Source organism: Geobacter sp. 60473 (assembly GCF_036323535.1).
Lineage (GTDB): Bacteria > Desulfobacterota > Desulfuromonadia > Geobacterales > Geobacteraceae > Geobacter > Geobacter sulfurreducens.
The window spans coordinates 1,403,327-1,428,851 of the sequence record NZ_AP028967.1; the positions used below are offsets into that span (position 1 = coordinate 1,403,327).

Below are 25,525 nucleotides of genomic sequence, written 5' to 3' on the forward strand. Positions count from 1 at the left end.
CTGACCGAGCTCCGCTACATCTTCTCGGGAGCAGACACACCCAGAAGCCCGAGGCCGTTTCTGATCACGGTTGCCGTGCTGTGCAGCAGAAGCAGGCGCGCACCGGTCAGGTCTGCATCTTCGGTAATGACCCGGTTCTTGTTATAGAACGAGTGGAAGGCACCGGCCAGTTCCTGCAGGTAGTAAGTGATCCGGTGGGGTTCGAAATTAAGCGCACTTCCTTCCACGATCTCGGGGAACGAACTCAGCAGCTTTACGAGCGCCAACTCCTCGGGAGTCCCCAGGCTTTCCAGGCTGGCCCGATCAACGGACGGCGGGACAATTCCCTTGTCGGCAGCGTTCTCGAAGATGCTGCAGATACGCGCATGGGCATACTGCACATAGTAAACGGGATTCTCGAGGGTCTGCTGCTTGGCCAGATCGATATCGAACACCAACTGGGAATCGGGCTTACGCATGAGGAAGAAGAACCGCGTGGCGTCACGGCCCACCTCGTCGATGAGATCACGCAGGGTAACATAACTTCCGGCCCGCTTGGAGATCTTCACCTCTTCGCCGCCACGCATGACCGTGACCATCTGGTGGAGAACATATTCGGGCCAACCCGTGGGGATCCCCGCGTCAAGAGCCTGGAGTCCAGCCCTCACCCGGGTAATGGTACTGTGGTGGTCGGCACCCTGCTCGTTGACGACCCGGACGAATCCCCGTTCCCACTTGTTGAGATGGTAGGCCACGTCGGGCACGAAGTAGGTGTAGCTGCCGTCCGACTTGCGCATGACCCGGTCTTTGTCATCACCGAACTCGGTGGTCCTCAGCCAGAGAGCGCCGTCCTGCTCATAGGCATAGCCCTTGGCAATGATGCGCTGCACCACGTCCTCAACCCGTCCCTCGTCATAGAGGCTCGACTCGAGAAAGTAGACATCGAATCCCACGTCGAATGCCCGCAGATCCTGGTCCTGCTCCCGCCGCAGATACGCGACGGCAAAGCGGCGGATCGCCTCCATGTCGTGGGGGTCTCCGGCCGCTGTCACGTGCTGGTCGCCGGCATCGACGGTTTCGCGGTTCAGATAGGAGCGGGCCACGTCCTTTATATACTCACCCTGGTAGCCATCCGTGGGCCACGAGGGATCTCCCGGCTCGGCGCCGAGACAGCGGGCCTGCACCGACAGCGCCAGGTTGGCGATCTGCTGACCGGCATCGTTGTAGTAGAACTCGCGGGTCACATCCCAGCCGATTGCGGCAAGAAGACGGCAGATGGTATCGCCGATGGCAGCGCCGCGACCGTGCCCGATATGCAAAGGCCCGGTGGGGTTGGCACTGACGAACTCCACCTGTACTTTCTTCCCTGCGCCGGCCCCGCTTTTGCCGTAGTCCCCGCCTTCGTGTTCGATTCTGCGAAGCACCCGACACCAGGCACTGGTGCGCATTCTGAAATTAATGAAACCGGGGCCGGCAATTTCAACCGACTCGACAAGTGATTCCCGGTCGTTCAGGTGAGTGATGATACTCTCAGCAATTGCCCGCGGCGCCTTTTTTTCCGCCTTCGCCATCAGCATGGCAACAGTGCATGCGAAATCTCCGTGCTCTTCGAGGGCCGGCTTTTCAACTACAATATCGGGCACGTGGCCCGAGGCGAGGGTGTCGTCCGCGAAAGAGCGCTCAAGCGCCTCGCGCACCAGATCCCTGACCGCATCTTTCATGGAACCTTCCATCTGACTCATTTCGTCTCCTCATTGGGCTCTTCTTCCACGTCCTTGATGGAGATGTCTCTCGAAAAGTCGGGACAACGGGCTCCGCCGTCGGTGACGCAGAACTTTTTGGCGCAATTAGCCCGCCAGGCGCAGACCGCGCAGGATTGTTTTCGTGTGGTGCTCATGGGTTGATACTCCTGAACCGGAATCTGATTAAGAGCCGAAGAGCCTAACGCTTAGCGCCAACAGCCGTGGATACCGGCTGCTGTGGCTTGGCTTCGGGTCTATCGGTCGCGGTGGGAAACTGGTACACGATTTCGTTCGGTCTCACGAGGCCGAAATCCTTGCGCGCGATGCTTTCAAGGTATCGCCTGTCTGATTTGAGTGCCTCGATCTCTCTTTTGAGCTTTTCGTTCTCGTCACGAACGACACCGACCTTTTGGCGAATTTGATCCCTTTCGTTGCTCAGATGATATATCCGCAACAATCCCCGTTCACCAAACACGGTGAAATACAAGATAAAGAGTATGCACCCGGTCGGGATGAGATACATCCGCTTCCGCATGATTTCCTCCGTACTGCTATCCGGTCGGGGACAGGCCGGCAAAGTACTCGATGGTTTTTGCAAGCCCCTCGTCGAGGGATACGCGAGGCTCCCAGCCAAGGATCGTTCGGGCCAGGGTGATGTCGGGCTGACGCTGGCGAGGATCGTCGGAAGGGAGCGGCCGATAGATGATCTGCGAGGACGAACCGGTCATCGCAATGATCCGCCGGGCAAACTCGATAATGGGAGTCTCTTCCGGGTTTCCAAGATTTACGGGCCCGCAGAACTGATCATGCTCCATAAGCGTCATGAGCCCATCCAGCAGGTCGTCCACATAGCAGAAGGATCGGGTCTGGCTGCCGTCGCCGTACACGGTGAGGTCTTCTCCCCGGAGGGCCTGCACCACGAAATTGGAAACCACTCGCCCATCGTGTTCTGCCATGCGCGGGCCATAGGTATTGAAGATGCGGGCGATCCGGATGTCGACACCGTTCTGGCGGTGGTAGTCCATCATGAGGGTTTCCGCCACACGCTTTCCCTCATCGTAGCAGCTCCGGATGCCGATCGGGTTCACGTTTCCCCAGTAGGTTTCGGGCTGAGGATGAACCGTGGGATCGCCATAGACCTCCGAAGTGGATGACTGGAGAATGCGCGCCCTGACGCGCTTGGCAAGCCCCAACATGTTGATGGTTCCCATCACGCTGGTCTTGATGGTCTTTACCGGATTGTACTGGTAGTGAACGGGCGAAGCAGGGCACGCCAGGTTGTAGATCCGGTCCACTTCCAGCAGGATCGGCTCGATGATATCGTGACGGATGACCTCGAAACGATGAAAATCCATCAGCCGATCGATATTGCGTTTCGACCCGGTAAAAAAATTGTCGAGGCAGAGCACGTCATGTCCCTGCTCCAGAAGCCGTTCGCACAAATGAGAACCGATGAATCCGGCGCCGCCGGTTACCAGGATGCGCATAACCCGCCTACTTTTCCACGAAACCGGAGCCGTTACGGCCGATTCCGTGGTAAATGAAGCCCATTTCCTTCAGGCGGCGCGGATTGTAAAGATTGCGCCCATCAAAGATGACCGGTGTTTTGAGCTGTTCGGCGATCCGTTCGAAATCGGGATTGCGATACTCGTTCCACTCGGTAACGATGGCGAGTGCGTCGGCACCGGCAAGGATGTCGTAGGGGCTTGAACTGCTGTATGCAATGCGATCGCCGAAAATCTTTTGCGCCTCCCTGACCGCCTCAGGGTCATGGGCGCGGACCGAGGCACCCTCCGCCAGCAGTCGCTCGATCACGACAATGGAAGGCGCCTCGCGCATGTCGTCGGTGCGCGGCTTGAATGACAGACCCCACACGGCAATGGTCTTGCCGGCGAGGGGACGTGACTCTCCCGCCCCATCTCCGGCAAAGTGCCGGAGGATCTTCTCGGGGATGAGCATCTTCTGCCGCTCGTTCACCTCCTCAACCGCCTTGAGGAGCATGAAATCGTAGCCGCACTCCTCCGCGGTCCTAACCAGGGCCTTCACGTCCTTGGGAAAACATGAACCGCCGTAGCCCACGCCGGGAAACAGAAAATCGTAGCCGATGCGCGAATCTGACCCGATACCTTCCCGGACCGCCGAGACATCGGCGCCCATCCGCTCGCAGAGATTGGCTATCTGGTTCATGAAGGAAATTCGCGTGGCAAGCATGGCATTCGCGGCATACTTGGTCATCTCGGCACTGCGTACGTCCATCAGGATCATGCGGTTGGTCTTGCGCATGAAGGGGGAATAGAGCTCCTTCATCAGTTCGGCGGTCCGCACGTTGTCAACGCCGATGACAACTCGGTCGGGCTTCATGAAGTCGTCAATGGCCGCCCCTTCCTTGAGAAACTCGGGATTGGACACCACGTCGAACTCATAGCTGACGCCACGACGGTCCAGCTCCTCCTGCACGGCGCGCCGCACCTGATCGGCCGTGCCCACCGGAACAGTGGACTTGTCGACGATTATCTTGAACCCTTCCATGTGGCTCCCGATGGCGCGAGCCACATCGAGTACGTACTTGAGGTCTGCGGACCCGTCTTCACCCGGCGGGGTACCCACGGCAATGAAGTTCACCAGGGACGTTTTTACCGCAGCGGCGAGATCGGTGGTAAAGGTTAGCCGCCCCTCAGCGCTGTTGCGGATCACCATCTCTTTGAGCCCCGGCTCGTAGATAGGGATGACTCCCTCCCGAAGGCCGGCAATTTTCTCCTCATTTACATCCACGCAGACAACGGTATTGCCGCTTTCGGCAAAACAGGTTCCGGCAACGAGCCCCACATAGCCGGTGCCAATGACGCAGATTTTCATGAACGCCCTCCAGACGGAAACATCAGCAGATTTTTATAGCATGGAAACCCCGCTCACTTCCAGAGATTTCCGTATCCCGGCAACGTCAAGGAGACGGGGACCGTCGTGGACTTTTCCCCACGTTCGGCTACCATTATGGTCAGACAGGAGAAAGGAGGCCGATCATGAACAGATCGTTCAGGTTGGTGATGATGGTCCTTGCATGCGTCGTCTTGGCGGCATGCACACGGGTCCTCAGCGACGAGGCCAGACGCCTGGTGGATCCGACCGTAACCTTTGCGGGACTGAAGGCGAATCCGGACGCCTTTCTGGGGAAATACGTCATGCTTGGCGGGGTCATTGTCGACACGAAAAACAACAGTGATGGGGGGCAAGTCGAGGTAATGCAGGTCGGTCTCGACGAAAGCGGCATTCCCGGCGACACGTTCCGCTCGGAAGGACGGTTCCTCGCCACCTCCGCGCAGTTCCTCGATGCGGTGATCTTCAAACCGGGACGTCTGGTGACCCTGGTGGGAGAGATCAAGGGCAGAAAGGTTCAACCCCTCGACGAAGTGAACTACAGCTACCCGGTGGTTGCCATCAAGGAGATCCACGTCTGGAAGAGCCAGGACTATGACAGTGGATATCCCTATCCGACGCCGGCACCCTATTACTACTACGATCCCTACTGGTACGGATTCTGGCCCGGCCCTTACTGGTACCGCCCGCTCGGTCCCGTCTACCGCAGGTGGTGAGCACCCTCCCCCGCGTCGAATCAAGAAGGGGCGGTCATTGCGACCGCCCCTTCCGTATCCCGCTTATCGTTCCAGCATCATCTCCATGAGCCTGAACCCGTCCTCGACCACCAGCCCGGCTGACTTGGCCGACTCTTCGTCGTAGCCGGCCACACCGGCGTTCTCCGAGGTTTCCCCACTGAAGAGAATAAAGGGCACCGGAGCGTCGGTGTGGGTCTTGAGCCGCAACGGCGTCGGGTGATCCGGCGTGCAGAGGATTCGGTACGATCCGAACTTCTCGATGCCCGCCATGATGGGACCCACGACCCGGGCATCGAAATCTTCGATGGCCTTCAGCTTGTGTTCCAGGTTGCCACCGTGGCCCGCCTCGTCGGGGGCTTCCACGTGAAGGTAGACGTAATCGTGCGCCTCCAGCGCCTCAAGGGCTGCAGTTACCTTTCCCTCGTAATTGGTATCGATATAGCCGGTGGCCCCATCAACCTTGATCACGTCCAGGCCGGCGCACACGCCGATGCCGCGCACCAGGTCCACCGCGGAAATGACAGCGCCGGTAAGGCCGAACTTTTCGCGGAAAGACGCCATCCGAGGCGCCTTGCCATGCCCCCAGAGCCAGATGGAGTTGGCGGGAACCTTTCCCTCTTCGAGCCGGCGCCGATACTGGGGATGATTGTTGAGCACGAGCTGCGAGGAATTCATGAGCTCTATCAGGCGCTCCGCCCCCTCCCCCCTTGGCAGGTGTTCAAGGATGCTCTGCCCGGAAATATCGTGAGGGGGGACCACGGTCATGCCGCATTTCCCATTGCGCCAGACCATGAGATGACGGTAGCCGACCCCCGGATAAAACTGGAATTCCTCCGTGCCCATTACGCCCTGGATCGCCTCGATGAGCTCCCGGCCCTCGGCGGTGGAAATGTGGCCGGCCGAATAATCATTCATGACGAGCGTACCGCGGGTCGGCGCCAGGTTCACCAGGTTCACGCGAAAAGCAACGTCGGCAGAGCCCAGTTCCACTCCCATGCTGGCAGCTTCCAGGGGCGACCGCCCGGTGTAGCAGGCGCGGGGATCATAACCGAACACCGAAAGGTTAGCCACATCGCTGCCGGGGGGATACCCCTCCGGCACGGTACGGGCGAGTCCGATCCTGCCCCGCCGTGCCATGGCGTCCATATGGGGAGTCCGTGCCGCCTGGAGCGGCGTTTTCCCGCCCAGCTCCTGCATCGGCTCATCGGACATGCCATCTCCGAGTAACACAATGTACTTCATGCCAGTTCCTTTCATCACAGGATCACGTTTTCACTTCACGTTACCATCTCCGCCCCCTGGCCGACGCTTCAGCCGCGCGGGTGGAATTGCGCGTGCAGACGCTTCAGCCGCTCGCGGGTAACATGAGTATAAATCTGGGTTGTTGAGAGATCCGCATGGCCGAGCATGGCCTGTACGCTCCGCAGATCCGCTCCGTTTTCAAGCAGATGGGTGGCGAACGAGTGCCTGAGCGTGTGGGGCGAAATTCCCTTCAGAATGCCGGCCTGCCTTGAGCGTTTTTTTATTATATTCCAAAAAGCCTGACGAGTCATCCGTTCACCGAGCCTGCTCAGGAAAAGAAAGGGGCTCTCTCCTCCCCGGCCCAGTTGCGGCCTGGCCGAGGAAAGATAGAGCACTACGGCTGCGCAGGCTGCCTCGCCCATCGGGACCAGCCGTTCCTTCTCCCCTTTGCCCACGGCCATGAGGTAGCCGGCCGAGGTGTTCACATCTCTCGTGCGCAGCCCCACCAGTTCGGAAACCCGGAGGCCAGTCGCGTAGAGAAGCTCCAGCATGGCCCGGTCACGCACCTCGATGGGAGCATCACCGGCCGGCGCGGCCAAAAGCATCTCCACCTCCCGGCCGGTCAGAACCTGGGGCAGCTTGGCGAGAACGCGGGGCGCCTCGATGATACTGGTGGGATTGGTTTCGGCATAACCTTCCACCAGCAGAAAGCGGTGAAACATCCGCACTGCGGACAGGGCGCGGGCACGGCTCCTGGCGCCGAGTCCCGCATCCTTGAGATTCGCCAGGAAATCCGCCACATGAAGCGGGCGAATCGCGGCAGGATCACCTCCCGCGTGCTGCTCGACATACCCCAGATAACGGCTCAGGTCCCTGGCATAGGACTCCACCGAATTGCGGGCAAGCCCCTTCTCGACCACCAGATAGCCGAGAAAAAGATCCAGGTGCTGGTTCATTCCGGCTGCTCAACCGCGCCACGGAGTTTTTCCCTGATCTCCTCCAGTCGCTCGGCACTGGTGATCTTGTGGCCAAAGATATCCTTCACGTAAAAGACGTCCGCCACCTGGTCCACCTTGGTGGAAATCTTGGCAATGCCGATGTAGAGCCCCAGATCCGTTAGCGTGCTCGTTATCCGGTAGAGCAGCCCGATCTTGTCGTGGGTATAGATATCGATGACGGTGTAGTCCGACGACACCTCATTATCTATATCAACCCGCGAGGGAAAGCGGGGCTTGGGCCGCTCCGTCAAAAGCGTCGGCCTCTGGCGCTTGGCCACGAGGGAAGCCACCCGAAGTTTTCCAGTCAGGACCTGGCGCAGGTCTTCGTCGACCCTGCTCCAGCGGCTTTCCTCGATTATGATGAATCCTTGCGGCGAATTGACTTGAAGGATATCGAGGACTTTACCATTGGAGCTGGTGTGTATCTGGGCACCGAGGATGTTGATGCCGTTGGCGGCCATGACCCCGGTGATCATGGAAAACAGGCCGGGGATGTCCCAGGTGCAGATGGAATAGGTAGAGTAGCCGCCTTCCTGCACGTGCGTCACCTGCGTGAGGACACCGCCCGGTTCAAGGGCATGAAGAATCTTCACGTGCTCGGCAATGACGGCCGCAGGGTTGGACAAAAGATGACGGATAGTCATGGCGCGAAGCTCTTCCCTGACCGCGGCGGCGGGGTATTCGTCGCCCAGAAGCTCGACCACCTTCCGTTTAACCTTCTTGACCCGCTCACTGTGCGCTTCGAGCTTGAAATCGCCCCGCTCGAGGACGTTAAAGGCTTTCTCGTACAACTCCTGAAGGAGCCTCGCCTTCCATTCCGTCCAGACATCCGTGCCCACCGCCCTGATGTCGGCATAGGTCAACAGGTAGAGCATCTTCAGGTTTTCGCTCTTTTCCATCTGGCGGGCAAACTGCACGATCATTTTCTCGTCGTGGAGGTCGCGACGCTGGGCAATGTGAGCAAAGAGCAGATGCTGCCGAACAAGAAACTCCAGCCGCTCGCTATCCTCCTTGGAGAGCCCCATGCGCCGGGCAATAGTGGGCATCATGGCCGCGCCTTTTTCCGCGTGTCCGCCCCCCTCGCCCTTGCCGATGTCGTGGAACAGTACCGCGAGCAGGAGCAGCTCCCGCTTGTCTACCTGACGTGCCAGCGAGGTAAGCAGCGGCAGTTCCTTTTCGTGCTCTCCCCGGAGCAGCTTGACGATCTCCTCCACGGCAAAGAGCGAATGGATGTCAACCGTGTAGATATGGTAGAGATCGTGCTGGACCTTGCAGTAAATGTGGCCGAATTCGGGGATGAAGTGGTTCAGGAACTCCAGATGGTGCATCAGGCGGAGCGTTTCGGGCACACCCTTATCACTGCGGAGGATGGCGAAGAACGACTGGTTCACCTCGCGGCTGCGCCGGAACTTGTCGTTGACCAAGTGGAGATTCTTCCGGATCAGCGACTTTACTGCAACGCTGATTTCCACGCCGTGCTTCTGGGCATACTCGAAAATCTTCATGAGCCGGGCCGGCTCTTTCTCGATTACCGATTCATCGGGGATGACAAGCTCTCCCTTGAGGATGTAAAACCCTTCCCCGATGGGGCGTCGGATAAAGTATCCCAGGATTTTGAAGGCCCCTTCTTCCTTCCTCATGCAGCGGGCAATGAGCGATGAGGCCAGGTGTTCAACCCGGTTGGCGTGCAGGTAGTAGTCCCGCATGAACTCTTCAACGGCAAGAGTCCGCGCCGAATCCTCATAGCCGAAAAACGATGCGAGTTCCGTCTGGGCCTCAAAGGTGAGCTGATCGTTCTTGCGGCCGGCGAGGAAGTGGAGTTCGTTCCTGACGCGCCACAGATAGGAAAGGGCCTCGTGATAGGAGGCCAGTTCCTCCTCGGACAGAACCCCCTTCACCACCAATTCCTTGGGATCCTTCACCTTGTACTTGATCTTCATGACCCAGAGGGCTGTATGAAGATCCCGCAGCCCCCCTTCGCTCTCCTTCACGTTGGGTTCCAGAAGATAGACCGATGAGCCGTATTTCTCCCTCCGCTTGCGCAGTTCCGCCACTTTGTCCCGGATGAACGAATCACTCTTCTTTGCCAGGATCTGGGTCAGCATCACCTTCTCGAAATCGCGGAAAAAGACCCGGCTGCCCGCCAGCACCCGCGAGTCCAGAAGTGCGGTTCGTACTGTCAGATCCGAACTGGCCATCTCCACGCAATCCTGCAGCGTGCGGACGGAATACCCAACATCCAGGCGCATGTCCCACAGGAAATAGAGGAGCTTCTGGGCAATATCCTCTACCCGCGCGGCATCCTTGCCGCCATAGAGGAACATCAGGTCAATGTCCGAATGGGGATTCAGTTCGCCTCGCCCATAGCCGCCGATGGCCATGAGCGTCAGGTGCTCGCGGCCCCGCCCCGGTTGGGCCACGTCCCGCGTGATGCTCCGGAAAAGCTTGCGGATGAGGGTATCGGTCATGGAGGTGATATGTTTCACTACCGAGGTGCCGGCCGCCCCGCAACGGTGGACGGATTTGATCTCCTCACGGTAATGGGTGAGGAAATGCTTGCTGGCGGCAAGGTAGAGCGGGCGCTTTTCCTCAAAGGATGCCCGGCCGGAGTCACCGCTCTCCTGGGAGGTGTCGGGAAAGTATCGGTCGATGTCGAATTGCATATCACCTCGATGTCTTAGGGCGCGAGTTCCGACTGCCGTTTACTTGAGACTGGAGATGTACCCCTTGATTCCCTCCAGGATGCCCTCGGCGGCTTGCTCCTGATAAGAAGAATCCTTGAGGCGCTCTTCTTCTGCCTCATTGCTTATGAATGCCGTCTCCACGAGGATGCTCGGCATGGTGGCGCCAACAAGCACATAGAACGGGCCCTGCTTGACCCCCAGGTTCCTGGTGGACGGATACTGCCCGTGGAGCTTACGGTAGAGAGACTTCTGGACCTCCTCGGCCAGATGGGCGGAATCATTGAGCTTGTAGTTGGCCATGAGGTCGAAGAGGATCGCCTGGAGAAGACTCACCTTTTCCAGGGACGTGCCGTTCTCGCGGGCCGCCAACTGGGCAGCCTTCTCGGTCTTCGCCAGGTTGAGATAGTAGGTTTCGATGCCCGATGCCCCCCGGTTGAGCGAGGCATTGGCATGAATGGACACAAAGAGGTCGGCGTTCACCTTGTTGGCGATGGCGGTTCGCTCCTCCAGGGGAATGAAAACATCAGTGGAACGGGTCATGACCACATCAATCCCGAGCTCATCGCGAAGTTTCTCCGCCAGCTTGAGTCCTATGGCCAGCACCACGTTCTTCTCCTGGGTCCCATAGGCTCCCACGGCGCCCGGATCGTGGCCGCCATGGCCGGGATCCACCACGATGCGCCTGATTTTGCCCGGTTTGAAACGGGCTCCAACACGGGGCTTCTCTTCCCTCTGCTCGATTTTTTTCGGCTCGGCCGCCACTGCCGGGGCCGGCTGGATTTGCTCCGTGAGACGGCTGATCTCCAGGGGACGCACTCCCTTCACATCAATGATGATCCGGAAGGGATCCGAGAGGGGGAATACTTTGTAATCCTTGACATTTTCAACATCGAGCACTACCCGTACCACGTCAGCGCGGTACTGGCCCACGCGGGCGGTCTTCAGCAGTCCGTCGCCTATGGAAAGATCCTTTACGCCGGGGCCGAGGCGCGAAGCGTTCAGGTCGATGTAAATGCGGGAAGGATTGGCGTCGGACACATGCTGCTTGATCTGGTTGGATTCAAACAGCACCTCCCGGTCCAAGGTTATGGCAACCCGCGTGTAATCGGGATTCGACCAGTAGCGAATCTCCGTTACCTGGGCCCGCGCCTCGCCGGTTGTCGCGCCGGCACTCTCTGCGGCCTTGGCGGTTCCGGCCGTCCGCGTATCGGCCCCGGCCTTTTTCGTCTCGGCCGCCTTGGTCGTAGATGTCTTCTTTCGTGCAGACTCCTTGGTCACCGTGCCTTTTTTCGAGGCTTTCTCTTCCTTTGCGTGAATATCTGCAACGAAGAGCAGACTCAAGGACATCAGCACCAAGAAAAAACCATATGCCAGCGTGCTTCGCATCACGACCTCAGACCATCCTTTTCAATTCGTCCAGGATATTGAGCGCTTCAAGGGGGGTGAGCGCTGCTATGTTCAAACCAGCAATCCGGCGACGCAGCAGGTCATCCCCCTGGTCGAAGAGGGACAGCTGCGGCGACGGCTTCGGCGCTCCGGCCCTTTTCCCCCGGGCGATGCGCGGTATGCCCCCCTCGGCATACTCTCCCTTTTCGAGGTTATGGAGAATCTCTTTGGCCCGTTCGATGACCTCCTGCGGAAGACCGGCCAGGCGGGCCACCTGAATGCCATAGGAGTGGGAGGCCCCTCCCTCGACGATCTTGCGGAGAAAAATCACCTGATCGTTCCACTCCTTCACCGCAACGTTGCAGTTCTTCACCCGGTTGCGGGTCACCGCAAGCTCGGTCAGCTCGTGGTAGTGGGTGGCAAAGAGGGTCTTTGCCGCGCACCGCTCCGTGTCGTGCAGATACTCGGCAACGGCCCAGGCAATGGAAACGCCGTCGAAGGTGGATGTCCCCCGGCCGATCTCATCGAGCACGACCAGGCTGCGCGGCGTTGCATTGCGCAGAATCGCCGCGGTTTCCATCATCTCGACCATGAAGGTCGATTGGCCCCGCGCCAGGTTGTCCGACGCGCCGACCCGGGTGAAGATGCGGTCGACCACGCCGATGCGGGCTTCGTCGGCGGGCACGAAGGATCCCGTCTGGGCCATGAGAACAATCAGGGCCACCTGTCGCATGAACGTCGATTTTCCGGCCATGTTGGGACCGGTGATGATGACCAGCTGGTTCTCCCCGTTGTCGAGCTGCACATCATTGGCAACAAACCGCTCGGACCGGTTCAGGGCTTCCACCACGGGATGGCGGCCGCCGGTGACGACGATGGCGTCCCCTTCGTCCACCGTCGGCCTGACATAGCGATGGTCGTGGGCCACGTCGGCCAGGGCCGCCAGCACGTCCAGAGTCGCAAGCCGGTCCGCAGTGCGGGCGATCCGCTCCCCCTGGGCCGCCACCCGCTGGCGGATATCCTGAAAGAGTGCGTATTCCAGCTCAACGATCCTGTCTTCGGCCCCGAGCACTTTTTCCTCGTACTCTTTCAGCTCAGGCGTGATGAAACGCTCGGCATTGGCCAGGGTCTGGCGCCGGATGTAGTCGTCCGGGATGGCTGACAGGTTCGACTTGGTCACCTCGATGTAATAACCAAACACCTTATTGTAGCGAACCTTGAGCGACGAAATACCGGTGCGCGCCTTTTCCTGGGCTTCAAGGCGGGCAATGAACCCCTTCCCTTCCCGGCTGATGCTGCGTAGTTCGTCAAGCTCGGAGTGGTACCCTTGCGCGATGATCCCCCCTTCACGGAGCACAAAGGGAGGATCTGGCACGATGCCACGGCCGATCAGCTCCTCCACGTCCGCGAGTAGATCAATCCCGTCGCGCAATCTGGCCAGGAGCGTTGAGGCTGCCGGCGTCAGAAGGGCAAGGAGCGACGGCAACCGTACCAGGGAAGCGCGCAGGGAGACCAGATCCTTGGCCGATGCCGAAGCGAGGCTGATCCGGCCGTTGAGCCGCTCCAGGTCATAGACGCCGTCAAGGGCTGCCCGAACCCCCTGCCTGAACTCGGCATCAGAGGTCAACTCCTCGACTGCATCAAGTCGTTCGTTTATTTTTTCTATGGATACGAGCGGATAATTAATCCACTGCTTGAGCTTTCTTCCCCCCATTGCCGTCACGGTCCGGTCCAGCAAGCCAAGGAGAGAGCCGCGCCGCTTCCCATCGCCAAGGGTGGCGTTCAGCTCCAGGTTGCGTCGGGAAGACTCGTCCAGAACCAGGAACTCCTGGGTACGGTACGCCTGAAGGTAGCTGATATGGCGAACGTCCCCCTTTTGGGTCTGCTGCAGATAGTGGAGCACCGCAGCAACGGCCCTGAGGCCGCAGTCCATGCTGCCGCACCCAGCCGCCTCCGCAGAGGCGACACCAAAATGATTACGCACCATGCGTTCGGCATACTCGGCGTCGTACACCCATTCATCAACATAGCTGAGCATCCGCCCCGCCGCCAGGTCCGGGCGCTCATTCCCCGCACCGCCGTCCCTGAACGAGAGGGGCATCAGGATTTCACGGGGGTTGACGCAGGCCACCTCCGCCCACGCGGCATCAGCGGAATCGGTTTCGGTTACTCGGAAATCACCCGTGGAGAGATCGAGATAGGCAACCCCCCAGCGGTCCGGGCCGGGGAAAAGAGACAGAAGATAATTATTCTCCTTGGGAGAAAGGCTTTCGGCGTCAATCACCAGGCCAGGGGTAACTACCTTGACCACTTCCCGCTTGACGATCCCCTTGACGCTTTTTGGGTCCTCGACCTGTTCGCAGATGGCGACCTTCTCGCCCGCCTCGACCAGTTTGGCGATATACGGTGCCGCCGAATGAAAAGGGACACCGCAGAGTGGAATGTCGGCACCGTCGCCCCCCTTGTTGCGCGAAGTCAGGGTGATGTCAAGGATACGCGATGCCTTGACCGCATCGTCAAGGAACATTTCGTAGAAATCGCCCAGACGAAAAAAGAGGATCGCGTCAGGATGATCAGCCTTGATCTCCAGATATTGGCGCATCATGGGAGTAAGTTCGGACATGGGAAAAACCTTGCTGCCGGTGGAATTGAAGGGGTATCGTAACAGAAAAATCCGTCCGTTGCAAAACCGAAACCCCCTTTATCATCAGGTTCCATGGCCGATCCGTTGTGAAAAACAAAAAAGGGGCTAGCATGAGCTAGCCCCTTTTGCGTACTGGAGGCGGCGACCGGATTTGAACCGGTGAATAAAGGTTTTGCAGACCTTTGCCTTACCACTTGGCGACGCCGCCGATCATCAAATCGGACTTTGGTTTATACCGGTTTTGTCATCTCCTGTCAACGTCAAAAAATGGCATCGATGAGCCAGCCAAGGCCGCTTCCGGGATACCGGCTTGACAGACAGCAACTTTGCATGAAAAAATGCGCCCTTCGCGGGACCATGTAAAACTTTGAACAAAAACAGCATCGTAGAGAAAGGAAAACACGTCATGGCTGAGCAAACTGCATGCAGTTGCGGAGAAAAACATCAGGGACATCTCTGCGTCCTCAAGAGCAAGGGACTCATGGACGAAGTCCGGCACCTGACATCATCGCCCACGGTATCCTGTTTCATGTGCGGTGCTGAGGCTAACTCGGCCGACAATGTCTGCGAACCGGTGCCGCTGGACAAATAGCACCCGCTAGCGGGCAATAACCTTGGTGAACTTGACGAGGTAGTCGACACCGGACCAGATGGTAATGATGGTGGCGATCCAGAGGTAGAACATCCCCACGTTATGCATGTTTACGTAAAGATAGGGATGATCGATGCCGAAGAACCAGTGGTAATCGAAGTGGAGCAGGATGCCGAGGATGGCCACGATCTGGAAGATGGTCTTGAATTTACCCAGATCACTGGCCGGGATGACGATCCCTTCGGTGGAGGCGATGCCGCGCAGGCCCGTAATGATGATTTCTCTGCCAAGGATGACCAGCACCATCCAGGCGGGTATTCTGTTGAAGGGAAGAACCATGATCAGTGCCGCCATCACCATCAGCTTGTCGGCAATGGGATCGAGAAACTTGCCGAACACCGTGACGATCTCCATCTTGCGCGCCAGGTAGCCGTCCAGCCAGTCGGTGACCGAGGCTATGGCAAAAACCGCTGCTGCCCAGAAGCCCGCATCTTTCGAGGGCGAAAGCAACAGTACCGCCATGACCGGAATCAGGGCAATTCGGACAAGGGTCAGGATATTGGGCACATTCCAGATGGTGCTGGCGGATTCGGGGGCCATTGGCTGTCTCAATTCGTCTGGTAGGATTTCTGGTAACTGAGCACCCGATCAATATAGGTGCGGGTTTCCTGGTACGGGGGGACGCCTCCGTACTGGGCAACCCTCGACATGCCGGCATTGTAAGCGGCCAGGGCCAAGCTCACATCCCCCTTGAATGTATCAAGGAGGAAGCGGAGATAACGCACTCCCCCCTTGATGTTCTCCTTGGGGTCAAAGGAGTTGGCAACCTTCAGGTCCTTGGCCGTTTTCGGCATCAACTGCATCAGGCCGCTGGCCCCCTTGGGGGACAAAGCATTGGGATTATAGCCCGATTCAGCGTGAATCACTGCCTTAACCAGGGAACGGTCGACACCGAATTCAAGGGCGCACTGATCAATAATCGGCTCGAACTCCTTGGGATCGCGGGCGCAGTTAGCCAGCCGGAAGGTGGTCCGGAGCTTCTTGTCGCGCTTGATGTCGCGCATGAAGACCTTGAAGCGCTTATCGGTGGGGGCGTCGGTAAAATGGACGACCCCCTCTTCATCCTCGTAACGGTAGATGTCGGCCCGAGCCGGCGCGACTGCTGCAGAACAAATCATCGCCCCTGCCAGCAACATGCTCGTCAACGTCTTTGTCATTACACCTCCACAGCGGTTATGGCATGCGCCGCTGCGTAAAGCCATTCAAAATATAGACCAACGCGATTGCCAATGCAACCGAAAGGGAGTCGCACATCGTCCAAGCGCCCAAAACCCTTGACAAACCACAGACGGGGGAGAATAATCGCCCAGTTATTCCGTTTACACACAAACCCCGCAGTTACTTTTCCTTTCCCATCTAGGAGACACGCAATGAAGATCCAGAGCGATTTTCTGGTCATCGGCAGCGGAATCGCCGGACTCGCCTTCGCGCTCCAGGCAGCGCGTCATGGAACCGTCGCAATAGTGACAAAACGCGAAGTATCCGAGTCGGCGACGAATTACGCCCAAGGTGGAATCGCATCGGTTTTTTCCCAGGACGACACCTTTGACGCTCACGTGGAAGACACCCTGGTCGCCGGCGCGGGCATCTGCCACGAAGACGTGGTCAGGATGGTGGTGGAGGAAGGCCCGAAGGTCATCAGGAACCTGATCGAATGGGGAGTGCAGTTTACCCGCAGCGGCGAGGCCTTCGACCTGACCCGCGAGGGCGGTCACAGCCAGCGCCGCATCCTGCACGCCGACGACGTCACAGGCCGCGAAATCGAAAGGGCACTGGTGGCGGCAGCCCGGGAAAATCCGAACATCCGTATTTACGAACACCATATTGCCATCGACCTCATCACCGAAGCGAAAGTGATCCGCAAGCGGGTGGCCCCCAACCGTTGCCTCGGCGCACATGTCCTCGGTATCGAAGACAATGTCGTGAGAACATTCACCGCCAAGATCACCCTGCTTGCCACCGGCGGGGCGGGCAAGGTCTATCTCTACACCTGCAATCCCGACGTGGCCACGGGCGATGGCGTCGCCATGGCCTACCGTGCCGGCGCCACCATCGCCAATATGGAGTTCATGCAGTTCCACCCCACCACCCTTTACCACCCCCATGCAAAATCCTTCCTCATATCCGAGGCGGTGCGTGGCGAAGGGGCGATTCTGCGGCGTCGCGACGGCACCGCGTTCATGGAAAAATATCACAAGCTCAAGGACCTGGCTCCTCGCGACATCGTGGCGCGGGCCATCGATAACGAGATGAAAACCCATGGGGAAGACTGCGTCTTCCTTGACATTACCCACAAGGACCCCGAGTACGTCAGAAATCGCTTCCCCAACATCTACCAGACCTGCCTTGAGTTTGGGCTCGACATGACCAGGGATCCGCTGCCGGTGGTTCCCGCAGCACACTATCTCTGCGGCGGGGTGGCCGTGGATGCCAACGGCGAAACCGATATCCGCTACCTTTATGCGATCGGCGAAGCCGCCTTCACCGGCCTGCACGGGGCAAACCGCCTGGCGAGCAACTCCCTGCTTGAGGCCGCGGTCTATGCCGGACGCGCCTTTCAGCATGCGGTGGAGGAGTTGCGGCAGAACCACTTCGAGTTCCCGGTCATTCCCGAGTGGGATTCAGGCACTGCCACGGACAGCGACGAGATGGTGGTCGTCTCCCAGAACTGGGATGAAATACGGCGCTTCATGTGGAATTACGTGGGAATCGTCCGCTCCGACAAGCGGCTGGAGCGTGCCCTGCGGCGCATCCGCCTCATCCAGGAAGAAATCGAGGATTACTACTGGAACTTCACCGTAACTTCCGACCTGATCGAGCTGCGCAACATCGCCACCGTGGCCGAGCTCATCGTCAAGTGCGCTCTCCAGCGCAAGGAATCCCGGGGACTCCACTACACCATCAACTACCCGGAACGTGACGACATCCACTGCAGACACGACACCTTCATCAAGAAGCAATTCTGAGGCGGCAATGACCATAGACCAGATACGCCAGGAAATCGACCGGCTGGACAGCGAACTGCTGCGGATCTTCAACCGGCGGGCAGGGCTTGCCCTGGAAATTGGTGCCATCAAGAAAGACAAGGGGTTGCCGGTCTATGACCCGACCCGGGAAAAAAAGATCTTCGAGCGGATGCAACGGGAAAACGCCGGCCCCTTGGACGACGGAGCCATTGTGCGGCTTTTCGAACGGGTCATTGACGAATCGCGGCGACTGGAACGAATAATGACGCACCGCGGGGAATCCGACGGCAGGAAGGAGCTGTAATGCTCATCATCATGAAAAAAAGCGCCGATGAAGAGGCGCTCGTGAAGATAAAGGAATACCTGATCAACCGCAACTTCGACATCCATCAGTCCACCGGTGCCAACCGGACCATTATCGGCGTCATCGGCGACACGGAAACCCTGGACGCCCCCACCCTTGAACGGATGCCCGGCGTTCTGCAGGTGGTCAGGATATCCAAGGAAGAGTAGGCTTAATATACCGCAACCGCCGCGTAGGCAACCACCTGCCTGTTGTCCCCCGTGACATCGCCACTGGTTCCGTACCTGATCAGTTCCGCCCGGGACGCACCGAGCTCCCGGGCCGCCACCAGCATGACCGTCGACGGGATCACCCCGCACATGGTTATGCCCCGTTGCCGGCACACCTTTAACAGCCCTTCGGCGTCCAGCGCCAGTACACACGAAAGCGCGGCCTCATCCTTGAGCCGGGCGCTCTCCGCCGACTCGTAATGGGTCATGTCGGAGCTCGCCACGATCAGGACCTCCTCGCCATAGGCGGCAATTGCCCGGGCCAGCCCCTCCCCAACCTGGCGACACCAGCCATACCCGCCGTCACCCAGGCACATCGGCACAATGGCAACATCACTATTGAGATAGCGCAGGAACGGTACCTGCACCTCCAGCGAATGTTCGAAGCGGTGGGCAATCACATCGGGTTCCGCCTGGGGCACGTGTTCGAGGATAAGCGAGGAAAGCCGCTGCTCGATCGGGACCTCCCCCAGAGGCGACAACCATCTTCCGTCGGGGTAGAGCGAGGCGGCAGCGCCAAGGCCATGATGGTTGGGGCCGAGGATGACAACGGTGCGGGGGATGGTAATCGAACCGTAGACGGCGCCGGCAATGGCGCCGGAATACATATAGCCGGCGTGGGGAGCGATGACGCCGGTTACGCGGCGCGGGGCAGGAACGGGCCGGATCAGGCGGCCGAGTTCCTCCCTGAGCCTGCGGGGATCGTCGGTATAGAACTGTCCGGCCACTGCTGGTTGACGTACCATGGCATCCTCCTTGACACCCCTGATCTCGTGCCGCCCCCCTGCGGCAACGCGTCGACGTATAACGTATACCACATTTACTGCTCTCTGCCCTCTTCCGGAGGGGCTGCCAGCGGCAGTTCCTCCTGCTGCTCGAATGCCGCGGCTTCGGAAAGCTCACGGATCTCCTTGAGTGACGGCAGGCTCTTCAGGTCCTTCAGGGCAAACAGTTCGAGAAATTCGCGGGTGGTGCCGTAGATGAGAGGTTTCCCTGGAATATCGCGCTTGCCGAGAATTTTGATGAGCTTCTTCTCCAGAAGGGTCTTCAGCACCCCCCCCGAATCAACCCCGCGCAGGTACTCGATTTCGGCTCGGGTGACCGGCTGACGGTAGGCAATTATGGCCAGCGTTTCCAGAGCAGACTGGCTGAACCGGGCCGGCCGGGCCTTGGTGAGCCGCCGGATCACATCTCCGTTGCCGGCGGGAGTCCGGAACTGGAATCCGCCTCCCACCTCAGCCAGGATAATACCCCGGCCCTCTCCGCCATAGCGTTCCAGCAGGCGATCAAGAGCCTCGCGGATAGCGGCCCGGTCGAACTCCTCCAGCAATGAGCAGAGACGATCCAGAGACAGCGGTGTCTCTGAAACGAAAAGCAGGCTTTCCACAAGGGACTCAAGCCGGTGCATCAGTCAACTCCCCGGCGGCATCCGCCGAATCCGACACTGCCGGCGCGATCCAGATGGAGCCGTAGCGGCTCGCCTGAACGACCCGCACCATCTTCAACTTGCACAGCTCAAGTACGGCCAGAAAGGTCGCAATGAAAAAATCCCTATTGAAGCCCTCGGGGAAAAGATCGTCGAACAGGAGCGACTCCTTTCCCTCCAGAGCGGTGAGGATATCGTTGATCCGCTCGGCAATGGTAATCGACTCGGAGCCCACTTCATGAAAACTCTCCTGGGAAACCCGGTCGAGAACCCGCCGGAAAGCCTCAATCAATTCGAACAGCTCCACCTCTACCGGTTCCTCCTCGGGAGCCGGTTCGGGCTCATCCCCCGCTGCGGCGCGCACATGCACGTCGCGGCCGAGCAACTCCCGTTCGGACAGGGTGAGCGCGGCCTCCTTGTACCGCTGGTATTCCAGCAGCCTGCGCACCAGTTCCGCCCGCGGGTCGGCCTCTTCATCCTCTGCGCCGGGCTCCTCGTCGGGCGCCGGCAAGAGCATCCGCGACTTGATCTGGATCAGGGTGGAGGCCATGACGATGAAATCGCCGGCCACCTCCAGGTTGAGCTCCTTCATCATGCGTATGTACTCAAGGTACTGGCGCGTGATGGTGGATACCGGGATATCGTAGATATCCACCTCGTTCTTCTTGATGAGGTGCAGGAGTAGATCCAGGGGGCCTTCGAACACCTCGAGCCTGACCGTATAGGGCGAGGCGGCTCCTTCAAGGCCGAATGTGAGGGTTTCCCCTTCACTCATAGTCTGATGGCGTCCCGCACGGCGGTCATGGTCACGGTTGCCTCGCGGGCCGCCCGATTGCTGCCCTCGGCCAGAATCTCGTCCACCAGTTCCGGACGGGCCGCAAGTTCCACGCGCTTGGCGCGGAACGGCGCAAGTGTCTCCACAAGATGGCGGGCAAGGATCTTCTTGCAGTCCACACAACCGATCGTTGCGCCACGGCAGGACTCGACGATCTCGGCCCGTTCGTCGTCGGGAACATAGAGACGATGTAGGTTGAATGCCACGCACCGGTCCGGCTCACCCGGATCGCTGCGGCGGACCCGCTGGGTGTCGGTCACCATGGACATGATCTTTTTGCTCGTCTCTTCGGCAGTCTCGGAGAGATAGATGGAATTGCCGTACGACTTGCTCATCTTCCGGCCGTCGAGGCCGAGCACCTTGGGGGTCTCCGTAAGGAGCGCCGCTGGCTCGGGGAAAACTTCACGGTAGAGGTAGTTGAAGCGGCGGGCGATCTCGCGGGTTATCTCCAGGTGGGGCAACTGGTCATGTCCCACCGGCACCTTTGCCGCCCGGTAGAGGATGATGTCCGCCGCCATGAGGACCGGATAGCCGAGGAAGCCGAAGGTGGAAAGATCCTTGGCGTCAAGGTTGTCCTGCATTTCCTTGAAGGTCGGGTTGCGCTCAAGCCACGACACGGGCGTAATCATGGAGAGAATCAGGTTGAGTTCCGCATGCTGGGGCACGAGACTCTGGCGGAATATGACACTTTTGGCCGGATCGACCCCGAAGGCAAGCCAGTCGAGAACCATTTCGCGGATGTTCTCGAGAATTGCGCCGGTATTGTCATACTCGGTGGTGAGAGAATGCCAGTCAGCGGCGAAGAAGAAACATTCATACTCCTCCTGAAGCTCACGCCAGTTTGCCAGCACCCCGTGGAAATGGCCGAGGTGAAGCTTGCCGGTCGGTCTCATGCCGCTTACTATCCGCTTGTTGCTCATTGCAGGCTCCTTGCCGGCACGGGACAACGGTGGACCATCGCTTCATCCACCGGGTCCGCGCACCTGTTATCTCATCAGAAAATGCGTGACATTGTACACCAGTCCGCTTTGGGGACCGGCGAGGATGCTGATGCCCAAATCCACCACCGGGGAGATGACTTTCTCGAATATATTAGTGAAAAAAACCAGCAGGATGATGACGATCATGCCGTAGGGCTCGAACCGCGCCAAGGCCTCGGCCTGCCGGTAGGGCAGAAGCCCCACGGCCACGCGGCCGCCGTCCAGGGGAGGCACCGGAATCAGATTGAAGATGCCCAGGAGCAGATTGATGTAGACCGAAAAGGCAAGCATCAGCACGATCGGGTCGAGGGCCATCTGAAGGGGCGAACTATCCGGCAGCATGCTGCCTGCAGCGGCCAGTCCGCGCATGGCCATGGCAGACAGAAAGGCCAGCGTGAAGTTGGTAATGGGCCCGGCGGCCGCAACCCAGACCATGTCCCGCTTCGGATTACGCAGGTTGCCGAAATTGACCGGAACCGGCTTGGCCCACCCGATGCCGACGATGAAGACCATAAGAGTGCCGAAGAGGTCCAGGTGCTTGAGGGGATTCAGCGTGAGCCGGCCCATGAAGCGGGCCGTCCGGTCACCAAGTCGATCGGCGATGAAGCCGTGGGAGACTTCGTGGCAGGTGATTGCCATAAGGGCCGGCACGAGCATGATGGAGAGCTTGAGAAAGAAGTTTTCCATGTGTGGGGCTTTTCACCTCGTAAAATCAGTCATTTCTAACAGATATGGGGCGGAAAGTCAACGAAGCAGCCTGAATTGCCGGTGCAAAAAAGAAAGGCGGGATCGCTCCCGCCTTTCGCTTGCTGCAGATTGTGGCCTTCGACTAGATGTCGTAGTAGAGGGCGAACTCGAGGGGGACCGGACGCATGCGGACCGGGTTGACCTCGGCTTCCATCTTGTACTCGATCCACTTCTCGATAACGTCGGGGGTAAAGACGTCGCCCTTGAGAAGGAACTCGTGGTCGGCTTCCAGGGCCTTGAGGGCATCTTCAAGGCTTCCCGGAGCGGACGGGATGTTCTTGAGCTCCTCGGGGGAAAGCCCGTAGATGTCCTTATCCAGCGGTTGCCCCGGATCGATCTTGTTCTCGATGCCGTCGAGGCCGGCCATCAGCATGGCGGCGAAGGCAAGATAGCCGTTGCAGGAGGGGTCCGGAGTCCGGTACTCGATCCGCTTGGCCTTCGGGTTGGTGGACATCATGGGGATCCGGATGGAGGCGGAACGGTTACGGCTGGAGTAAGCCATGTTCACCGGTGCCTCGAAGCCCGGCACCAGACGCTTGTATGAGTTGGTGGTCGGGTTGGTCAGGGCGCACAGAGCCTTGGCGTGCTTGATGATACCACCGATGTACCAGAGGGCCATCTGGGAAAGCCCGCCGTACTTGTCGCCGGCAAAGAGGTTCTGGCCGTCCTTCCAGATGGACATGTGGCAGTGCATGCCGGAACCGTTGTCCCCATAGAGCGGCTTGGGCATGAAGGTAACGGACTTGCCGTTGCGGTAGGCAACGTTCTTGATGACATACTTGAACCATTGGAGCTGGTCGGCCATGTCGACGAGGGAAGAGAACCGCATGTCGATTTCGGCCTGGCCGCCGGAGGCAACCTCGTGATGCTGGCACTCGACCCGGATGCCGACTTTCTGGAGCTCCATGACCATCTCATTGCGGAGATCGTTCTGGGAGTCTGTCGGGGAAACCGGGAAATAACCTTCCTTGTGGCGCGGCTTGTAGCCCAGGTTGGGGAACTCTTCACGGCCGGTGTTCCAGGCACCCTCCACCGAATCAACCACGTAGAACGACTGGTTGGAGGTCGAATCGTACCGGACGTCGTCGAAAATGAAGAACTCGGCCTCGGGACCGAAGAAAGCGGTATCGCCAATGCCGGTCGACTTCAGGTACGCCTCGGCCTTACGGGCGATATTGCGCGGATCGCGGGTGTAGTCTTCCTTGGTGATCGGATCGAAAACATTGCAGATGAGCGAAAGGGTCGGCACGGCGATGAACGGATCCATCTTGGCCGTTGCAGGGTCCGGCAGGAGGATCATGTCCGACGCATGGATAGGCTGCCAGCCGCGGATTGAGGAACCGTCGAAACCCTGGCCTTCCTCAAATGTATCTTCACCGAACTCCGAAATCGGCACGGAAACGTGCTGCCAGATGCCAACGAAGTCCATGAACTTGTAATCGACCATCAGCGCGCCGTTCTCTTTGGCGAAGCTTACTACCTCTTGTGGTGTCATTTACACAATCTCCTTTCGAAAACAGATAAAGTACGACGCTACAGTGCGTCTTCGCCGCGTTCGCCGGTCCGTATGCGGATAACCTCTTCAACCGGAGTCACGAAAATTTTACCGTCGCCGATGCGCCCCGTCTTGGCGGCCTGCTCAATGGTATCGACCACCTTGGAAACGATATCGTCGGCGACAATGATCTCCATCTTGATCTTGGGGATAAAATCCACGACATATTCAGCGCCGCGATAGAGTTCCGTGTGCCCCTTCTGACGACCGAACCCCTTGACTTCCCCAACCGTGATTCCCTGGATGCCGATTTCGTTGAGCGCTTCCTTAACTTCATCCAGCTTGAACGGTTTGATAATCGCTTCGACTTTTTTCAAGACACATCACCCCCTTGGGATAGTTGAAAAGTTGGAGGATTATAGGTTTGCCACCCTCAAAAAGCAAGGCGTATCCCCCTGCGGCGTCTTTGGTGCAGATATAAAAGCAAATAGCCTGCCTAAACAGAGAGAAAAATCCAATAACAGCAAATTCAACAGGTTGAGGATTGGGGATTGGCGCCGGGAAGGGAACAGAAAAAATATAGCACAAAATTAAGGCACCACAAGGCACCCGTCTGCACATCAAATAAGCACCACTATCGGGCAGCCCGTTCCAGTGACTCGGGCCGTAGCGCAGCCCTGCGTCTTCTCCGGCTGTCAGTCAAGCCAAACATCGGACATCTCTGCATCATGCTTCTGCAGGAGGTGCTCACAGCCCGGTTAAACTTGTTTTGTTTCCGGCCGATAGGTATAGTGGAGACCATCATGATCACAGGACACACAGTGCGTATCGTCATGCTCGCTGCACTGGTGGGGCTGACTGCCCCCGAGCGTTCACGGGCCGACATATACCGGTTCGTGGACGAGGACGGCGTAGAATGCTTCACCGACTCCCCCAGGAACGGCAAGGCATCGCTCTATCTGCGCGAAAAAAAGGCAGCCCGGCCCGGTACCCGCCGCACCGTGCCGCACCACCTGCGGGCGACCGGCATCACCGGGACATCTCCTGCAATCAGCCAGACCGTTCCGCCCCCTTCAGATGCATCCGCGGCGCCGCCGGTCCAGGGAAGGATAACCTCCCTGGTGGGATTCCGACACGATCCCATCGACGGCACCATGCGCGAACACCGGGGCATCGACATCGCCGTGCCTGAGGGAACGCCGGTCAGGGCCATCGCACCGGGGCGCGTGGCCTTTGCGGGAAACCGGCCGGGCTACGGCACCATGGTGGTCCTTGAACACCCGGACGGCATAATCACTCTCTACGCCCACAACTCCATGAATGCGGTGGTAGAGGGAGCCAGCGTCTCCGCCGGCGATACCATCGCCCTCTCCGGCTCGACGGGGAGATCCACCGGGCCCCACCTCCACTTCGAAGCCTGGCGGGGCGACGTGAACGTCACATCATCATATCTGCCCGGCGCCCGGGGCGATCGGATCGGCACCGCTGCTACTCCCCGCGCCGCGGACACCATTCGCAAAATCCTCCAGGCCGACGGAACCATACTGCTGACCAACCACTGATTA

The 25,525-nt window shown here is 59.0% G+C and carries 25 protein-coding genes and 1 tRNA gene; 6 read left to right on the forward strand and 20 right to left on the reverse strand.

The window, feature by feature from the left end:
- Nucleotides 1-14: 14 nt before the first annotated feature.
- The 5 genes from argS to AABA48_RS06460 are packed head-to-tail and all read right to left on the reverse strand — an operon-like array spanning nt 15 to nt 4,577.
- Nucleotides 15-1,721 (reverse strand): arginine--tRNA ligase, encoded by a 1,707-nt coding sequence (gene argS, locus AABA48_RS06440; protein ID WP_286352481.1) that lies wholly within the window; start codon nt 1,719-1,721, stop codon nt 15-17.
- A complete protein-coding gene (locus AABA48_RS06445; RefSeq protein ID WP_119332727.1) occupies nt 1,718-1,876 on the reverse strand; it encodes a hypothetical protein in 159 nt (52 codons plus the stop codon). The genes argS and AABA48_RS06445 overlap by 4 nt, the downstream gene beginning before the upstream one ends.
- Before the next feature lie 44 nt (nt 1,877-1,920).
- The gene (locus AABA48_RS06450) at nt 1,921-2,256 is read right to left on the reverse strand and encodes an FtsB family cell division protein (protein ID WP_010942459.1); all 336 of its coding nucleotides are present in this window, start codon (nt 2,254-2,256) and stop codon (nt 1,921-1,923) included.
- A gap of 16 nt (nt 2,257-2,272) precedes the next feature.
- On the reverse strand, nt 2,273-3,208 hold the full coding sequence (locus tag AABA48_RS06455; protein ID WP_286352480.1) for a UDP-glucuronic acid decarboxylase family protein: 936 nt from the start codon (nt 3,206-3,208) through the stop codon (nt 2,273-2,275).
- A gap of 7 nt (nt 3,209-3,215) precedes the next feature.
- Nucleotides 3,216-4,577: a UDP-glucose dehydrogenase family protein gene (locus tag AABA48_RS06460; protein ID WP_286352479.1), complete on the reverse strand. Its 1,362-nt coding sequence runs from the start codon at nt 4,575-4,577 to the stop codon at nt 3,216-3,218.
- Between the two features lie 164 nt (nt 4,578-4,741).
- Here AABA48_RS06460 and AABA48_RS06465 point away from each other — a divergent pair, with 164 nt between their 5' ends.
- Nucleotides 4,742-5,311, forward strand: coding sequence for a Slp family lipoprotein (locus AABA48_RS06465; RefSeq protein WP_286352478.1), 570 nt, complete (start codon nt 4,742-4,744; stop codon nt 5,309-5,311).
- Between the two features lie 63 nt (nt 5,312-5,374).
- Here AABA48_RS06465 and AABA48_RS06470 read toward each other — a convergent pair whose 3' ends face one another.
- The 6 genes from AABA48_RS06470 to AABA48_RS06495 form a co-directional block, all read right to left on the reverse strand.
- Complete coding sequence (locus AABA48_RS06470; protein ID WP_286352477.1) at nt 5,375-6,574, reverse strand: cofactor-independent phosphoglycerate mutase; 1,200 nt, start codon at nt 6,572-6,574, stop codon at nt 5,375-5,377.
- Between the two features lie 68 nt (nt 6,575-6,642).
- Nucleotides 6,643-7,530, reverse strand: a complete 888-nt coding sequence (gene xerD, locus AABA48_RS06475) for a site-specific tyrosine recombinase XerD (protein WP_286352476.1) — start codon at nt 7,528-7,530, stop codon at nt 6,643-6,645.
- Nucleotides 7,527-10,235, reverse strand: coding sequence for a [protein-PII] uridylyltransferase (glnD, locus tag AABA48_RS06480; protein ID WP_286352475.1), 2,709 nt, complete (start codon nt 10,233-10,235; stop codon nt 7,527-7,529). The genes xerD and glnD overlap by 4 nt, the downstream gene beginning before the upstream one ends.
- 39 nt (nt 10,236-10,274) lie before the next feature.
- Nucleotides 10,275-11,645: an N-acetylmuramoyl-L-alanine amidase gene (locus tag AABA48_RS06485; protein WP_286352474.1), complete on the reverse strand. Its 1,371-nt coding sequence runs from the start codon at nt 11,643-11,645 to the stop codon at nt 10,275-10,277.
- A 4-nt stretch (nt 11,646-11,649) separates the two neighbouring features.
- Nucleotides 11,650-14,265, reverse strand: a complete 2,616-nt coding sequence (gene mutS / locus AABA48_RS06490) for a DNA mismatch repair protein MutS (RefSeq protein ID WP_286352473.1) — start codon at nt 14,263-14,265, stop codon at nt 11,650-11,652.
- 154 nt (nt 14,266-14,419) lie between these two features.
- Nucleotides 14,420-14,494 (reverse strand) — tRNA-Cys (locus AABA48_RS06495).
- Nucleotides 14,495-14,692: 198 nt separating this feature from the next.
- Between AABA48_RS06495 and AABA48_RS06500 the strand changes: the two genes are divergently transcribed.
- Nucleotides 14,693-14,878 carry a hypothetical protein gene (locus tag AABA48_RS06500; protein WP_010942468.1) on the forward strand — a complete coding sequence of 62 codons (186 nt, stop codon included), beginning with the start codon at nt 14,693-14,695 and terminating at the stop codon, nt 14,876-14,878.
- A 6-nt stretch (nt 14,879-14,884) separates the two neighbouring features.
- On the opposite strand, the gene pgsA is transcribed toward AABA48_RS06500, so the two are convergent.
- Together pgsA and AABA48_RS06510 are read right to left on the reverse strand one after the other, a co-directional pair.
- The gene (gene pgsA, locus AABA48_RS06505) at nt 14,885-15,478 is read right to left on the reverse strand and encodes a CDP-diacylglycerol--glycerol-3-phosphate 3-phosphatidyltransferase (protein WP_286352472.1); all 594 of its coding nucleotides are present in this window, start codon (nt 15,476-15,478) and stop codon (nt 14,885-14,887) included.
- Between the two features lie 8 nt (nt 15,479-15,486).
- A complete protein-coding gene (locus AABA48_RS06510) occupies nt 15,487-16,095 on the reverse strand; it encodes a lytic transglycosylase domain-containing protein (RefSeq protein ID WP_286352471.1) in 609 nt (202 codons plus the stop codon).
- Between the two features lie 213 nt (nt 16,096-16,308).
- On the opposite strand from AABA48_RS06510, the gene nadB reads away from it, so the two are divergent.
- From nadB to AABA48_RS06525, 3 genes are read left to right on the forward strand one after another with little or no spacing between them, the layout of a single operon-like run.
- Nucleotides 16,309-17,904 carry an L-aspartate oxidase gene (nadB, locus tag AABA48_RS06515; protein ID WP_286352470.1) on the forward strand — a complete coding sequence of 532 codons (1,596 nt, stop codon included), beginning with the start codon at nt 16,309-16,311 and terminating at the stop codon, nt 17,902-17,904.
- A gap of 7 nt (nt 17,905-17,911) precedes the next feature.
- Complete coding sequence (locus AABA48_RS06520) at nt 17,912-18,208, forward strand: chorismate mutase (RefSeq protein WP_014551663.1); 297 nt, start codon at nt 17,912-17,914, stop codon at nt 18,206-18,208.
- The gene (locus tag AABA48_RS06525; RefSeq protein WP_010942473.1) at nt 18,208-18,417 is read left to right on the forward strand and encodes a hypothetical protein; all 210 of its coding nucleotides are present in this window, start codon (nt 18,208-18,210) and stop codon (nt 18,415-18,417) included. Before AABA48_RS06520 ends, AABA48_RS06525 begins: the two co-directional genes overlap by 1 nt.
- A 2-nt stretch (nt 18,418-18,419) precedes the next feature.
- On the opposite strand, the gene amrB is transcribed toward AABA48_RS06525, so the two are convergent.
- From amrB to AABA48_RS06560, 7 genes are all read right to left on the reverse strand, one after another.
- Nucleotides 18,420-19,223: an AmmeMemoRadiSam system protein B gene (amrB, locus tag AABA48_RS06530; RefSeq protein ID WP_286352469.1), complete on the reverse strand. Its 804-nt coding sequence runs from the start codon at nt 19,221-19,223 to the stop codon at nt 18,420-18,422.
- Nucleotides 19,224-19,297: 74 nt separating this feature from the next.
- A complete protein-coding gene (scpB, locus tag AABA48_RS06535; RefSeq protein ID WP_286352468.1) occupies nt 19,298-19,885 on the reverse strand; it encodes an SMC-Scp complex subunit ScpB in 588 nt (195 codons plus the stop codon).
- Nucleotides 19,872-20,678, reverse strand: a complete 807-nt coding sequence (locus AABA48_RS06540; RefSeq protein WP_286352467.1) for a segregation and condensation protein A — start codon at nt 20,676-20,678, stop codon at nt 19,872-19,874. Before AABA48_RS06540 ends, scpB begins: the two co-directional genes overlap by 14 nt.
- Entirely contained in the window at nt 20,675-21,658 is a 984-nt protein-coding gene (trpS, locus tag AABA48_RS06545) for a tryptophan--tRNA ligase (protein WP_286352466.1), read from the reverse strand. The genes AABA48_RS06540 and trpS overlap by 4 nt, the downstream gene beginning before the upstream one ends.
- A gap of 66 nt (nt 21,659-21,724) precedes the next feature.
- A complete protein-coding gene (locus tag AABA48_RS06550) occupies nt 21,725-22,405 on the reverse strand; it encodes a site-2 protease family protein (protein WP_010942478.1) in 681 nt (226 codons plus the stop codon).
- 142 nt (nt 22,406-22,547) lie between these two features.
- Nucleotides 22,548-23,960, reverse strand: a complete 1,413-nt coding sequence (gene glnA / locus AABA48_RS06555; RefSeq protein WP_286352465.1) for a type I glutamate--ammonia ligase — start codon at nt 23,958-23,960, stop codon at nt 22,548-22,550.
- A gap of 38 nt (nt 23,961-23,998) precedes the next feature.
- The gene (locus AABA48_RS06560) at nt 23,999-24,337 is read right to left on the reverse strand and encodes a P-II family nitrogen regulator (RefSeq protein ID WP_010942480.1); all 339 of its coding nucleotides are present in this window, start codon (nt 24,335-24,337) and stop codon (nt 23,999-24,001) included.
- A 426-nt stretch (nt 24,338-24,763) separates the two neighbouring features.
- Here AABA48_RS06560 and AABA48_RS06565 point away from each other — a divergent pair, with 426 nt between their 5' ends.
- Nucleotides 24,764-25,522, forward strand: a complete 759-nt coding sequence (locus tag AABA48_RS06565) for a M23 family metallopeptidase (RefSeq protein WP_286352464.1) — start codon at nt 24,764-24,766, stop codon at nt 25,520-25,522.
- Nucleotides 25,523-25,525 lie beyond the last annotated feature (3 nt).

Excerpts from the sequence above, each read along its gene's own strand:
- argS (WP_286352481.1), bottom strand. The coding sequence starts at position 1,721 with ATGAGTCAGATGGAAGGTTCCATGAAAGATGCGGTCAGGGATCTGGTG.
- AABA48_RS06445 (WP_119332727.1), bottom strand. The coding sequence starts at position 1,876 with ATGAGCACCACACGAAAACAATCCTGCGCGGTCTGCGCCTGGCGGGCT.
- AABA48_RS06450 (WP_010942459.1), bottom strand. The coding sequence starts at position 2,256 with ATGCGGAAGCGGATGTATCTCATCCCGACCGGGTGCATACTCTTTATC.
- AABA48_RS06455 (WP_286352480.1), bottom strand. The coding sequence starts at position 3,208 with ATGCGCATCCTGGTAACCGGCGGCGCCGGATTCATCGGTTCTCATTTG.
- AABA48_RS06460 (WP_286352479.1), bottom strand. The coding sequence starts at position 4,577 with ATGAAAATCTGCGTCATTGGCACCGGCTATGTGGGGCTCGTTGCCGGA.
- AABA48_RS06465 (WP_286352478.1), top strand. The coding sequence starts at position 4,742 with ATGAACAGATCGTTCAGGTTGGTGATGATGGTCCTTGCATGCGTCGTC.
- AABA48_RS06470 (WP_286352477.1), bottom strand. The coding sequence starts at position 6,574 with ATGAAGTACATTGTGTTACTCGGAGATGGCATGTCCGATGAGCCGATG.
- xerD (WP_286352476.1), bottom strand. The coding sequence starts at position 7,530 with ATGAACCAGCACCTGGATCTTTTTCTCGGCTATCTGGTGGTCGAGAAG.
- glnD (WP_286352475.1), bottom strand. The coding sequence starts at position 10,235 with ATGCAATTCGACATCGACCGATACTTTCCCGACACCTCCCAGGAGAGC.
- mutS (WP_286352473.1), bottom strand. The coding sequence starts at position 14,265 with ATGTCCGAACTTACTCCCATGATGCGCCAATATCTGGAGATCAAGGCT.
- AABA48_RS06500 (WP_010942468.1), top strand. The coding sequence starts at position 14,693 with ATGGCTGAGCAAACTGCATGCAGTTGCGGAGAAAAACATCAGGGACAT.
- pgsA (WP_286352472.1), bottom strand. The coding sequence starts at position 15,478 with ATGGCCCCCGAATCCGCCAGCACCATCTGGAATGTGCCCAATATCCTG.
- AABA48_RS06510 (WP_286352471.1), bottom strand. The coding sequence starts at position 16,095 with ATGACAAAGACGTTGACGAGCATGTTGCTGGCAGGGGCGATGATTTGT.
- nadB (WP_286352470.1), top strand. The coding sequence starts at position 16,309 with ATGAAGATCCAGAGCGATTTTCTGGTCATCGGCAGCGGAATCGCCGGA.
- AABA48_RS06520 (WP_014551663.1), top strand. The coding sequence starts at position 17,912 with ATGACCATAGACCAGATACGCCAGGAAATCGACCGGCTGGACAGCGAA.
- AABA48_RS06525 (WP_010942473.1), top strand. The coding sequence starts at position 18,208 with ATGCTCATCATCATGAAAAAAAGCGCCGATGAAGAGGCGCTCGTGAAG.
- amrB (WP_286352469.1), bottom strand. The coding sequence starts at position 19,223 with ATGGTACGTCAACCAGCAGTGGCCGGACAGTTCTATACCGACGATCCC.
- scpB (WP_286352468.1), bottom strand. The coding sequence starts at position 19,885 with ATGCACCGGCTTGAGTCCCTTGTGGAAAGCCTGCTTTTCGTTTCAGAG.
- AABA48_RS06540 (WP_286352467.1), bottom strand. The coding sequence starts at position 20,678 with ATGAGTGAAGGGGAAACCCTCACATTCGGCCTTGAAGGAGCCGCCTCG.
- trpS (WP_286352466.1), bottom strand. The coding sequence starts at position 21,658 with ATGAGCAACAAGCGGATAGTAAGCGGCATGAGACCGACCGGCAAGCTT.
- AABA48_RS06550 (WP_010942478.1), bottom strand. The coding sequence starts at position 22,405 with ATGGAAAACTTCTTTCTCAAGCTCTCCATCATGCTCGTGCCGGCCCTT.
- glnA (WP_286352465.1), bottom strand. The coding sequence starts at position 23,960 with ATGACACCACAAGAGGTAGTAAGCTTCGCCAAAGAGAACGGCGCGCTG.
- AABA48_RS06565 (WP_286352464.1), top strand. The coding sequence starts at position 24,764 with ATGATCACAGGACACACAGTGCGTATCGTCATGCTCGCTGCACTGGTG.